Below are 12,612 nucleotides of genomic sequence, written 5' to 3' on the forward strand. Positions count from 1 at the left end.
GGCCTTAGTGGTTGTCAGCGACCCCCGTTCTGTCGCTGTGAGTCAGATCTGAATTTGGTCTGAATTACGCCGGTGACAATTCTCACCCCGTGATTTTCTGTGCTTCAACGCGTTGTCCACTTTCTGTCATTTTTGGGAGAACGGGCACATGCTGAGTGCTTTTAAATTAGAAAACAGCCGCTTATCCCGTTTAGAGCTGGACGAGTCAGACGATCTCAAAACCTCATTGTGGGTGGATTTGGTCGAACCTGACGAGCTGGAGCGTGAGCGCGTTCAAAGTGAATTAGGGCAAAGCCTGGCGACACGTCCTGAACTGGACGACATCGAAGCTTCTGCACGTTTCTTTGAAGATGAAGACGGCCTGCACATTCACTCCTTCTTTTACTATGAAGATGCCGAAGATCATGCCGGCAACAGCACCGTGGCATTTACCGTGCGCGAAGGTCGTCTGTATACCCTGCGTGAGCGCGAATTACCGGCATTTCGTCTCTACCGTATGCGTGCCCGCAACCAGACGCTGGTTGACGGCAACGCCTATGAACTGCTGCTGGATTTGTTCGAAACTAAAATAGAGCAACTGGCGGATGAAATTGAAAATATCTACAGTGATCTGGAAAAACTCAGCCGCGTGATCATGGAAGGGCATCAGGGCGACGAATACGATGCTGCACTTTCCACGCTGGCAGAACTGGAAGATATCGGCTGGAAAGTGCGTTTATGTCTGATGGATACCCAGCGCGCGCTGAATTTCCTGGTGCGTAAGGCTCGTTTACCCGCAGGTCAGCTTGAGCAGGCGCGTGAAGTATTACGCGATATCGAATCCCTGTTGCCGCACAACGAATCCCTGTTCCAGAAAGTTAACTTCCTGATGCAGGCGGCGATGGGTTTTATCAACATCGAACAGAACCGCATTATTAAGATTTTCTCGGTGGTTTCGGTGGTGTTCCTGCCGCCAACGCTGGTGGCTTCCAGTTACGGGATGAACTTTGAATTCATGCCGGAACTGAAATGGTCATTCGGTTATCCGGGCGCGATTGCGCTGATGATCCTCGCCGGGCTGGCGCCTTACCTGTACTTCAAACGTAAAAACTGGTTATAACCGACCATGCTGATGGAAAGGATGGTTCCGGCGGGGCAGTGGTTTATCCTCGTCGTTTCCTCACTGATTCTGGGCATTATTTTTCAGACCTTCCACGTTCCCGCTGCGCTCCTGCTCGGGCCGATGATTGTCGGCGTCGTCATGGGTTTATTGGGTGCCAGCGTGCGTATTCATCCGCTGTTCTTCAAAATATCGCAGGGCATTTTGGGCTGTATGATCGCGCAAAGTCTGTCGCCCTCGATTCTGCCGCCGTTACTCAATGACTGGCCGCTGGTGCTGATGGTGCTGGTGGCGACACTGCTTGCCAGCGGACTTTCCGGCTGGTTGCTGGTACGTTTTAGCCAGTTACCCGGCCCGACCGGCGCGTGGGGTTCATCACCCGGCGGTGCCAGCGCCATGGTCGCGATGGCCGGTGATTTCGGTGCGGATGTCCGTCTGGTGGCGTTTATGCAGTATCTGCGCGTGTTGTTTGTTGCCACGGCTGCCGCATTTGTTGCGCGTATGGCTATGGGCGACAGCGCATCGCTGGCGGCGGCAGTGGTCTGGTTTCCGCCGCTCACCTGGCGTTTCTTTGCCACGCTATTTCTGGCAGTAGCCGGTGTCTGGCTGGGGCCGCGCCTGCGTATCCCTTCCGGCGCTCTGCTGCTTCCGGCCATTGTCGGCGCGGTTTTGCATTCCACCGGAACGGTGACCTTAGAAGTGCCGGAATGGCTGCTGGCGATAGCGTACACGCTGATTGGCTGGAGTGTCGGGCTGCGCTTTACGCGTCCGATTTTCAAACTGGCTTTACGTACGCTGCCTCAGATGATTGCCTCGATTATCGGGCTGATGCTGATTTGCGGGGGCATGGCATGGGTGCTGACCAAACTTTTGCACGTCGATATGCTGACGGCTTATCTGGCGACCAGCCCGGGCGGGCTGGACACCGTGGCGATTATTGCGGCAGGCAGCCACGCCGATTTAGGTTTTGTGATGGCGATGCAGACGCTGCGTCTGATCACCATCCTGGCAACTGGCCCCGCGATGGCGCGCTTTATCTCACGCAGCGCTGTGTCCGCTTCTTCCTCGTCGTAAACGGCCCTGCGTATAGAGCGCATCGCCGATAAAGCACAGCAGTCCCACCCAGATAAAGCCGAAGGTGATAAGTTGTGAGGTGTTGACGGTTTCACCGTAAAACACCACGGCCAGCAGGAACATCAGCGTTGGCCCGAGATACTGGAAAAAGCCCAGCGTGGAGAGCTTCAGCCGGGCAGCGGCGGCGGTAAAGAACAGTAGCGGAATGGTGGTGATAATCCCGGCCGCCATCAGCAATAAATCCAGAGACCACGGATTCGCTGCCAGATTGCTGGTCTGGCTGTGGGCAATAAAGAACAGATAAATCCCGGCCACCGGCAGTAACCAGAGGGTTTCAATCAGCATCCCGGTTTGCGAATCCACGCCTATTTTTTTACGCAGCAGGCCATAGAAGGCGAATGTCAGGGACAGCCCGATGGCGATGACCGGCACGGAACCAAATACCCACACCTGCACCAGCACCCCGGCGAAAGCCAGCGCCACGGCGAACCATTGCAAACTTCGGAATCGTTCACGCAAAAACAGCATGCCAAGCACCACATTCACCAGCGGATTGATAAAGTAGCCGAGGCTGGCTTCCAGAATGTGATTATGATTAATTGCCCAAATAAAAATCAGCCAGTTCCCACCGACAAGCAGGGCGGTAATCAGTAACATGCCGATTTTCTTCGGTTGTGCCAATACCCGGCGGACATCGCCCCAGCTGCGGCTGACGGAGAGCAGCACTAACATAAAGAAGAAAGACCAGATCACCCGGTGAGTCAGAATTTCATCCGCCGGAACCTGTTTGATGAGCTTGAAATACGCCGGCGCGATCCCCCAGATCAGATAGGCGATAAAGGCAAAAATAACACCTTGCCGGGTACGGTGTGCGTCCATGTGGGTACCTGAAAAAAGAGTAAGGAAAGAAGCGGAGTTTACCTGATCTCAGCCCACCATATAGGTCGCCGTAGTGGTCGCGATGTGAATGCCCGTGTCGCTGTGTAAATCCACGCGCGCCACGGAGACTTTGTTCCCGGCACGGATCAGGCTGGCGGAGGCAATAAAATACTCGCCACGGCCCGGACGCAGGTAATCAACGCGTAAATCGATGGTGCCCATTTTGGATAAACGCTGACGCATTTCGGCTTCCAGTAACGGGTGATCAGGTTTGTCGCGGCGGATCAGTGAACTGGTCACACAGACCAGACCGGCAGCGACATCCAGCACCGCAGCAATTACGCCGCCGTGCAGGATTTTTTGTGCGGCATTGCCCACCAGTTTTGTCTGGTTGGTAAATTTTAACTCTGCGTAGTCGCAGTCGAGACGTTTCAGCTCGAGGCCCAGTTCGCGGTTAAACGGCATATCGTAAACGAAAATATTGCCGATCAGTTGCAGGGCAGCCTCGTGGCTGAGAGATGAAGCAGACATGAATAAATTCCTGACGAAAACGAGTGGACAGTATGTTCGCCGAAAAAGTTAACGAAGTGTTGATTTTAGGTGCGGGCAGGAAGGATTTCTACACAGCGAAGGATAAATGTATTCAGTACTCATCTAGAAATGTATTTGTGTGTAAAATGCCCTGCTTTGAGATTTCCGGATTTTAGTCAGCGCGTGGTTGGCCGGGCAGACGGCATATTTTCAAAAATAATCAGTCGATAACTTTAGGGTGAGGGTAAGGAATAATGCGTAAAAATTGGGCTGTCGGAGCCGCCATGCTGGCGATGCCAATACTGGGACACGCCGCAGAGGCCACTGTGCAGGAAGTGCATGATAAACCTGCGGTACGCGGAAGTATTATTGCGAATATGTTGCAGGAGCACGACAACCCGTTCACATTATATCCTTACGAACAAAACTACCTGATTTACACTGATACCAGCAATATCAACAAGAAAGCCATTCAGTCTTACGACTGGGCAGATAAAGCACGTCATGATGAAGTCGAGTTCCAGCTCAGCCTGGCGTTCCCGTTGTGGCGTGGAATTGCAGGTGATAACTCGGTGCTCGGTGCGTCTTATACGCAAAAATCATTCTGGCAGCTTTCCAACAGCGGCGAGTCTTCACCTTTTCGTGAGACCAACTACGAGCCACAACTTTTCCTCGCCTGGGCGACGGATTACGATTTCCTCGGCTGGACATTGCGTGAAGCAGAATATGGTGTCAGTCATCAGTCTAACGGCCGCTCAGATCCGACGTCCCGCAGCTGGAACCGTGTGTATGCCCGTTTCATGGCGCAAAACGGTAACTGGCAGGTGGATTTAAAACCGTGGTACCGCATCCCTGAAAGCGATGAAAACGACGATAACCCGGACATCAACAAATACATGGGTTATTACCGCCTGAAAGTCGGTTATGCGTGGGGTGACAGCGTGTTCAGCGTGGAAAGCCGTTACAACTGGAATACCGGTTACGGCGGTGCGACGACTGGCTGGAGCTACCCGATTTCCAAACAGGTCCGCTTCTATACTCAGGTATTCAGCGGCTACGGCGAGTCATTGATCGACTACAACCATAAGCAGACCCGTATCGGTGTGGGTATCATGCTTAACGACATCATGTAATTGCGCCATACTTCTGGTTGCAGTTGCGTTGGCCGCACCCGGAATTATTTAGGGTATATTATGTCGGTGCAGTACAGCCCCGGCGGCTTTAGGGCTTAGCCGGGTGGTTTGAACAGTTGGGGAATTGAGTGTCTACGGCGGCAGTGATAAACAAAGAAGAGCTGGCTCATCAGGTATTACGCGATACCTTCGGCTATCAGCAATTCAGACCAGGCCAGCAAACTATCATCAATACCGCCCTTTCTGGCCGGGATTGTCTGGTAGTGATGCCAACAGGCGGCGGTAAATCGCTGTGCTATCAAATTCCCGCGCTGGTGATGGACGGCCTGACGCTGGTTGTTTCGCCGCTCATCTCGCTGATGAAAGATCAGGTCGATCAGCTGATGGCCGCAGGCGTTGAAGCCGGTTGCCTGAACTCAACGCAAACCCGTGAGCAACAGCTGGAAGTGATGGCCGGTTGCCGCGCGGGACGTATCAAAATGCTGTATATCGCACCGGAACGCCTGATGATGGGTGATTTCCTCGAGCAGCTGCAACAGTGGAATCCGGCGATGCTTGCCGTCGATGAAGCTCACTGTATTTCCCAATGGGGCCACGATTTCCGCCCGGAATATCGCGCGCTCGGCCAGCTGAAACTGCGTTATCCGCAACTGCCGGTGATCGCCCTGACCGCGACCGCCGATGAGGCCACCCGTAACGATATCGTCCGTCTGCTGGAGCTGAACGATCCGCTGATTCAGGTCAGCAGTTTTGACCGTCCGAATATCCGTTACACGCTGGTGGAAAAATTTAAGCCGCTCGATCAGCTGATCCGCTTTGTACAGGATCAGCGCGGCAAAAGCGGCATTATTTACTGTAACAGCCGCGCCAAAGTGGAAGACACAGCCGCCCGTCTGCAAAGCCGCGGGCTGAGCGTCGGCGCGTATCACGCCGGGCTGGATAACGACACCCGCGCCCGCGTGCAGGAAGGTTTTCAGCGCGACGACCTGCAAATTGTGGTCGCCACCGTCGCCTTCGGGATGGGCATCAACAAACCTAACGTGCGTTTTGTGGTGCACTTTGATATTCCACGCACCATCGAGTCTTATTATCAGGAAACGGGCCGGGCAGGGCGTGACGGCCTGCCTGCCGAAGCGGTGCTGCTTTACGATCCGGCTGATATGGCCTGGCTGCGCCGCTGTCTGGAAGAGAAACCGGCGGGCGCTCAGCAGGATGTTGAACGCCATAAGCTGAATGCCATGAATGCGTTTGCGGAAGCGCAAACCTGCCGCCGTCTGGTGCTGCTCAATTACTTCGGTGAAGGCAAACAGAACGCCTGCGGTAACTGCGATGTGTGTCTTGACCCGCCAAAACGCTATGACGGTTTGCTGGATGCGCAGAAAGCGCTGTCAGTGGTTGCGCGCGTCGGACAACGTTTTGGCTTAGGGTATGTGGTCGAAGTGCTGCGCGGTTCGAATAACCAGCGTATCCGCGAATACGGCCACGACAAGCTGACTGTGTACGGCATCGGCAAAGAACACAGCAACGAACACTGGACCAGCGTAGTTCGCCAGCTGATCCATCTCGGGCTGATTACGCAAAATATTGCCATGCACTCGGCGTTACAACTGACGGAATCGGCGCGTCCGGTTTTACGGGGCGAAATCCCGTTGCAGTTGGCCGTGCCGCGTATTCAGACGCTCAAAATTAAAAGCAGTGCCAGCCAGAAAACTTACGGCGGGAATTACGATCGTAAGTTGTTTGCTAAATTGCGTAAACTGCGTAAGTCACTGGCGGATGACAATAATGTGCCGCCGTACGTGGTATTTAACGACACGACGCTGCTGGAAATGGCTGAACATCTGCCCGTCAGCGCGAGCGATTTGCTGGACATCACGGGGGTTGGTCAGCGTAAGCTGGAGAAATTCGGCAGGCCATTTATGGCGATGATCCGCGATCACATCGATAACGGCGACGAATAAGAATTCTGTTTCCTACACATAACACAGAGAGTTAATCATGCTGATGCTATTCCTGACGGTTGCGATGGTTCATCTGATCGCGCTGATGAGTCCGGGGCCGGACTTCTTCTTTGTTTCACAAACCGCCGCCAGCCGGTCGCGTAAAGAAGCCATGATGGGCGTGATTGGTATTACGCTCGGCGTACTGGTGTGGGCAGCGGTTGCGCTGATGGGATTACATTTAATTCTGCAAAAAATGGCCTGGCTGCATCAGATCATCACCGTCGGTGGCGGCCTCTATCTGTGCTGGATGGGCTGGCAGTTGATGAAATCAGCACGTGCTAAAAAACAAAACGGCGACGACACTCCGGTAACGCTGCCTGCCCGTGGCCGCACGTTTATGCGCGGGCTGCTGACCAATCTTTCGAATCCTAAAGCTGTTATTTACTTCGGCAGCGTGTTCTCTATGTTCGTTGGCGACAGTGTCAGCGGTGGCGAGCGTCTGGGTATATTTCTGCTGATTGTGGTGGAAACCCTGGCCTGGTTCTCGCTAGTGGCGCTGGTTTTTGCCCTGCCGAAAATGCGTCGCGGCTATCAGCGTTTAGCAAAATGGATCGATGGCGTGGCAGGCGTGGTGTTTGCAGGCTTTGGTGTTGCGCTTATCGTGAATCGTTAATCAACGCATTTTGCACATGAAAAAGGGTTCGGTTGATGCCGAACCCTTTTTGCATTTTGCGGCGTTAAACCTTCCGCGCACTTGCCAGTAACACACCCACCAGCATAAACAGCGAGCCAAAGATGCGGTTCAGCAACTGCATTTGTTTCGGTGCTTTCACCCAACCGGCGATGCGCGTGGCCAGCGTGGCGTAACCGATCATCACAATAATATCGACAACGACGGTGGTCACGCCGAGTACCACGTATTGTGCAGCCTGAGGTTGGTGCGCAATGATAAACTGCGGGAATAACGCGGCCAGAAACACAATGCTTTTTGGATTGGTCAGGTTCACCAGGATGGCGCGTTTGAATAAACGGCGACGCGGCATACTGCTGGCGAGCGCGCTCAGATCAATCGCACCGGCAGAACGCCACTGGCAAATACCCAGCCAGATTAAGTACGCCGCACCCAGCCATTTGAGAATTTCAAAGGCCATCAGCGATGATGAGATCAGTGCGCCCAGCCCGATACCGACCAGTACGATGTGGATGGATAACCCGAGTTGTAACCCGGCGATTGACGCCACCGCCCCGCGATAGCCGTGGCTGATGCCCGTACTCATCGTGTTAATGGCACCGGAGCCGGGGGATAAACTTAAAATAGAAGTGGTGAGCAGGTAGGTTAACCACCAGTCAAGTGTCATTGCGAGACTCCCTGAATACGTTTTATGTTGTTTTATGGCACAATACGCCATTGTTTATAATTGCGCTATAACTCACAAATAACACTTTTCCTCCTCCCTGCCTGACGACTTTGGATCATTGAATGCCTGTGAATTTTGGGAAGTGGTTAACACGAGAGAAGGAGTTTTCCGCCTTTGCGACCGGACCTTTGCTGGATTTCTGGCGTACGCGCGAAGAAGGCGAGTTTAGCGGCGTTGACGATGTCCCGATCCGCTATGTCCGGTTCTGTTCCCCCGCGCATGATAAAGTCATCGTGGTGTCACCGGGTCGTATAGAAAGCTACGTAAAATATCCTGAAGTAGCCTACGATTTATTCCATTGCGGCTACGATGTCATGATTGTCGATCACCGCGGTCAGGGGCGCTCCGGGCGTATGCTCGACGATCCGCATTGTGGCCACGTTAAGCATTTTGACGATTATGTTGAGGATTTCGAAAGCTTTTATCAGCTGGAGATTGCCCCACGTCAGTACGCGAAAAAGTTCGCGCTGGCACACTCCATGGGCGGTGCGATCCTGGCGCTGTTTCTGGCGAAAAATCCGGACAAGTTTGATGCAGCGGCGTTACTCGCGCCGATGACCGGCATTTATTTGCCCATGCCGGGCTGGATTTCCCGCCGGATCCTCAACTGGGCGGAGAATCGTCCGCTACGCCGTGACGGCTATGCGCTGGGCACCGGTCACTGGCGGCCATTACCGTTTGTGGTCAACCGCCTGACACACAGCCGTGAGCGTTATCGCCGTAATCTGCGTTTTTATGCCGATTACCCTGAGCTGCAGGTCGGCGGGCCAACCTATCATTGGGTACGTGAAGGGATTGAGGCGGGGATGCATATCCTGAAAGAAGCCGAAAAAATCACCACCCCTGTTCTGTTATTGCAGGCGAGCGAAGACCGTGTGGTGGATAACCGGTCCCATCTTGCTTTTTGTCAGGCCATGGCCGTTGCGGGACACCCTTGTGAAGGGGAAAAACCGCTGGTCATTGAAGGCGCGCGCCATGAGATCCTGTTTGAACGGGACGACCTGAGGGCACAGGCGCTGGACGCTATCATGCGCTTTTTTGCGCGACAGCATTAATCCGCGGTTCGCCGCGCACAACTCCATCAGAGGTTAGAACCTAACGCTATGTACCATGTTGTTGCTTCCGATTTAGATGGCACGCTGCTATCACCTGATCATACCCTGAGCCCGTTCGCCAAAGAGACGCTGAAATTGCTGACCCAGCGCGACGTGCATTTCGTGTTCGCCACCGGGCGTCACCATATCGATGTAGCGCAGATGCGCGACAATCTGGAAATCAGTGCGTACATGATCACCTCCAACGGTGCGCGCGTGCATAACACCGACGGTGACCTGATTTTCTCGCACAATCTGGATGAAGACATCGCCAGAGACCTGTTCGGCATCATGCATAACAATCCGGATATTCTGACCAACGTTTATCGCAACGATGACTGGTACATGAACCGTGACCGCGCCGATCAGGATGATTTTTTCCGCGAATCCGTTTTCAAATACAAACTGTATGAACCGGGTTTGCTGGAAACTGACGGTATCTGCAAAGTGTATTTCACCTGTGAAGATCATGAAAAACTGTTGCCACTGGAAGAAGCGATCAATGCGCGCTGGGGCGACCGTGTGAATGTCAGCTTCTCACTGCCGGTATGTCTGGAAGTGATGGCAGGCGGCGTATCGAAAGGGCATGCGCTGGAATATGTTTCCAAGCTGATGGGTTATTCCCTGAAGGATTGCATCGCCTTTGGTGATGGCCTGAATGACCTGGAAATGCTGAGCATGGCCGGTAAAGGTTGTCTGATGAGCGGTTCATTGCCACGTCTGAAAGCTGCCATGCCGGATGCAGAAATCATCGGATCCAATGCTGACGATGCCGTGCCGCATTACCTGCGTAAGATGTATCTGGCCGAAGAAAGCTAATCGGTTTTGAAGCAAAGTCGTAGAACCAAAGCAGGGCGGTTGTCCTGCTTTGGGATCTGTATCTGCCGCTTTATTGCCGATGCCGCTGAAGCCTAACGTGCCGGTGTTGAGGCTGTTTTTATCCGCCGAACCTGTGCTGGCAATCATCGCGCGATCGAGCTGGGTATGCCCGCCGACCGTGATATCAAAGCCGCCGTCACCAGCAAAAATACCGGACTGCTCAACCACCGGGTGGTAGTCGCTGTTCATAGCGGTGATCCGGTTTGCTGAGTGAGCGGGAAAATATCCCGGCGCAGGCAACCGGGATATGCGTTTGTGAAAGTCATTCATTAGGATTGGTTGGGGGTTTTTTATGGGCGTTGTATTCGTCTATTTTATTGAAGATAAAAGCAACAAGTGTTCCCAACGCCCCCGCCACAAAACTCATTTTTGCTGATTGAATAATTTCTCCTGAAAGCAAATATATTTCCCCAGAATACACAACACCTGTGATAACTCTTGCAGTTATACTTAAAATAAAGAATGCCACAAAAAGATAAATTAATAATAAAAGAGATATTCGCAATGTCATTTTTCTCTTCATTATTTACTCTCATCATTTTTTAATATTTGCTTCGCTCTGTCATTAATTGACTCAAATGTTAGGGCACCACCGATATCCCCCAAAACACCAGAGGCGCTACCCGCATACGGCGCAAGCAAATCAGGCGCATATTTCCCAAATCCCCCGCCGAACACAGAACCCGCAATGGCTCCGCCCTGACCAGACAAACTCGGTCCATCCGTCATAAATGCGCCGCCCATGTTAATCAGCGTATTTCCGCCGATTTTATAACCCGGAGCCAGATAACCTGCTCCTGCCGCAAACGCTGCACTGTAATAACTGAACTCACCATCGGGTGCCATATTTATATACTGGAATGCAGAATTAGCCCCTCCGCCAATCACCGCACCGGCAATGCCTTTTCCTATGGCTATTGTCGGACCAAGATAAAACGCACCGGCCATAAATACGCCATCCTGATAGCCTTCGACTATCGCTTTGGTGATATTCGCCCCTTCCGGCAAATCCCCTTTCGCTATTTTATCCAGCCCTGCCTGTGTCTGCTCGGGCGAGAGATTATTATCTACAGCAAACTGATTCCATGAGCCTGCTGTATCAATATAATCCATCATCCCTGAAGGCAGATTAAAGTGATTGTATTCCGTCGCATTCTTACCTGCCTGACCACCCGCAACAGCACTTTCTGTATCATCACCTGCAATTCCACCCGCCAGACCCGCGGCCAGCGTACTCAGCGCCACGATTTTCTGCTTTTCGTTCTCCGTCAGGTCTTCGCGTTTCACGCCCGGATAAAGCACCTGTGCGATTAGCTCACCGGTAGCGGCACCTGCCGCACCCGCAGCGGCGTCACGTCCCTGAAGCTCTGCGATGACACCGCCCACAATCGCGTGGGCAATGGCATTGGCGGCAGCGTTGTCTTCGCCGACCTGTTTCTTGATTTGCTCCGCCAGATACGGAGCCGCACCGCCTGCCAGTGCTGCTGCCATATCACCGCCCGCCAGCCCCTGAAGTGCCATCGTCGCTGCGCTGATACCTTGCTGGATATCACTTCCGGTACCGTACTGTTTCTGGGTGTCTTTGTACTCTTTTGTCTCCAGCAGGTCTTTACCGCTCGGTTCCGGATGCGCGGCTTTCGCTTTTTCCAGCCCTTTAATCTCACCCGCCGTCCGTGCAATATCCATTGCCTGGCTGCCTGCGTCCCCCAGCGCCTGCGCGATTTCCAGCCGCTTCTGCTCTTTCTCCTTGTCGAATATCGGGCTGATGCTGCCGTTGGCATGTTCCACATCACGGCTTAAATCAGCCACGTCCTGCTGCTGGTTTTCGGTATCGCGGATGTTGATGGTGCCCGCAGAAATCGCCGCTTTCGTGGTGCCGGATGCCTCACCTTCACCGCCTGCGCCCACCAGCACGCCATTCGCCATATTGCCGATAAAGTTCTCGGCAACACTCCCGCCAGTGCTGATGCCTGCGCCCTGATGTTCGGTGCTGTATTCCGCTTTATTGCCGATGTCGCTGAAGCCCAGCGTACCGGTGTCGAGGTGGTTTTTATCGGCCGAACCTGTGCTGGCAATTACCGCGCCATCGAGCTGCGTATGCCCGCCCACCGTGATATCAAAGCCGCCGTCACCGGCAAAAATACCGCTCTGCTCAGTGACCGAGTTGTAGTCGCTGTTCATTTTGTCATTAGCGGCACTCATGCCGCCCGAACCGGTCATGGTGCCGAATGAGAAGCTGGCGCCGCCGCTGATGCTCTTCTGGCTGCTGTCGTAATAGTCGCTGTCCTGCAGGCTGCTGATGGTCAGGTCGCCGCCGATATCCGCCACCACGCTGTTGCCGCTGACCTGCGCACCGGCAATCGTTGTGTCGTCGCCACTGTTAATGCTGATGCGGTTGCCCGCGTCGATGGTGGTTTCGTTATGCTGCGTGCCGTTGCCCGACTCGCTGCCCCTGGAGGCGTTGCCGCTGGCGGAGATGTTGATACCGGCACCGCTCTCGCCCATGCCGATGCCAATCCCTATTGCGCCGCCGCTGCTGCTGTTTTCTCCTTCCAGCCACTG

At 53.7% G+C, this 12,612-nt stretch carries 12 protein-coding genes and 1 pseudogene; 7 read left to right on the top strand and 6 right to left on the bottom strand.

What is annotated here, in order from left to right; genetic code table 11:
• The first annotated feature begins 148 nt into the window (after positions 1 to 148).
• Together corA and EX31_RS15190 are read left to right on the top strand one after the other, a co-directional pair.
• The gene (gene corA, locus EX31_RS15185) at positions 149 to 1,099 is read left to right on the top strand and encodes a magnesium/cobalt transporter CorA (RefSeq protein WP_013577512.1); all 951 of its coding nucleotides are present in this window, start codon (positions 149 to 151) and stop codon (positions 1,097 to 1,099) included.
• Between the two features lie 6 nt (positions 1,100 to 1,105).
• On the top strand, positions 1,106 to 2,173 hold the full coding sequence (locus EX31_RS15190; RefSeq protein WP_369794807.1) for an AbrB family transcriptional regulator: 1,068 nt from the start codon (positions 1,106 to 1,108) through the stop codon (positions 2,171 to 2,173).
• On the opposite strand, the gene rarD is transcribed toward EX31_RS15190, so the two are convergent.
• Positions 2,138 to 3,052, bottom strand: a complete 915-nt coding sequence (rarD, locus tag EX31_RS15195; RefSeq protein ID WP_037035467.1) for an EamA family transporter RarD — start codon at positions 3,050 to 3,052, stop codon at positions 2,138 to 2,140. The genes EX31_RS15190 and rarD overlap by 36 nt on opposite strands.
• 48 nt (positions 3,053 to 3,100) lie before the next feature.
• Positions 3,101 to 3,583: a thioesterase family protein gene (locus tag EX31_RS15200; protein ID WP_013577509.1), complete on the bottom strand. Its 483-nt coding sequence runs from the start codon at positions 3,581 to 3,583 to the stop codon at positions 3,101 to 3,103.
• Between the two features lie 254 nt (positions 3,584 to 3,837).
• Between EX31_RS15200 and pldA the strand changes: the two genes are divergently transcribed.
• From pldA to rhtC, 3 genes are all read left to right on the top strand, one after another.
• Entirely contained in the window at positions 3,838 to 4,716 is an 879-nt protein-coding gene (gene pldA, locus EX31_RS15205) for a phospholipase A (protein ID WP_037035468.1), read from the top strand.
• A gap of 128 nt (positions 4,717 to 4,844) precedes the next feature.
• Positions 4,845 to 6,677 (top strand): ATP-dependent DNA helicase RecQ, encoded by a 1,833-nt coding sequence (gene recQ, locus EX31_RS15210; protein WP_013577506.1) that lies wholly within the window; start codon positions 4,845 to 4,847, stop codon positions 6,675 to 6,677.
• A 37-nt stretch (positions 6,678 to 6,714) separates the two neighbouring features.
• Complete coding sequence (rhtC, locus tag EX31_RS15215; protein WP_013577505.1) at positions 6,715 to 7,332, top strand: threonine export protein RhtC; 618 nt, start codon at positions 6,715 to 6,717, stop codon at positions 7,330 to 7,332.
• Positions 7,333 to 7,396: 64 nt separating this feature from the next.
• Here rhtC and rhtB read toward each other — a convergent pair whose 3' ends face one another.
• Positions 7,397 to 8,017, bottom strand: coding sequence for a homoserine/homoserine lactone efflux protein (gene rhtB / locus EX31_RS15220; RefSeq protein WP_037035469.1), 621 nt, complete (start codon positions 8,015 to 8,017; stop codon positions 7,397 to 7,399).
• A gap of 122 nt (positions 8,018 to 8,139) precedes the next feature.
• Here rhtB and pldB point away from each other — a divergent pair, with 122 nt between their 5' ends.
• Positions 8,140 to 9,132, top strand: coding sequence for a lysophospholipase L2 (gene pldB / locus EX31_RS15225; protein ID WP_013577503.1), 993 nt, complete (start codon positions 8,140 to 8,142; stop codon positions 9,130 to 9,132).
• A gap of 48 nt (positions 9,133 to 9,180) precedes the next feature.
• The gene (gene yigL / locus EX31_RS15230; RefSeq protein WP_037035470.1) at positions 9,181 to 9,990 is read left to right on the top strand and encodes a sugar/pyridoxal phosphate phosphatase YigL; all 810 of its coding nucleotides are present in this window, start codon (positions 9,181 to 9,183) and stop codon (positions 9,988 to 9,990) included.
• A gap of 66 nt (positions 9,991 to 10,056) precedes the next feature.
• On the opposite strand, the pseudogene EX31_RS26560 reads toward yigL, so the two are convergent.
• The 3 genes and pseudogenes from EX31_RS26560 to EX31_RS15240 form a co-directional block, all read right to left on the bottom strand.
• A pseudogene (locus tag EX31_RS26560) lies at positions 10,057 to 10,218 on the bottom strand (FhaB); the annotation flags it as partial.
• A gap of 94 nt (positions 10,219 to 10,312) precedes the next feature.
• Complete coding sequence (locus EX31_RS15235) at positions 10,313 to 10,573, bottom strand: hypothetical protein (RefSeq protein WP_037035471.1); 261 nt, start codon at positions 10,571 to 10,573, stop codon at positions 10,313 to 10,315.
• A partial coding sequence (locus EX31_RS15240; RefSeq protein ID WP_037035472.1) for a hemagglutinin repeat-containing protein occupies positions 10,573 to 12,612 on the bottom strand: 2,040 nt, incomplete at its 5' end. The genes EX31_RS15235 and EX31_RS15240, both read right to left, overlap by 1 nt.

It is taken from the genome of Rahnella sp. WP5 (assembly GCF_000745615.1).
GTDB classification, from domain to species: domain Bacteria; phylum Pseudomonadota; class Gammaproteobacteria; order Enterobacterales; family Enterobacteriaceae; genus Rahnella; species Rahnella aceris.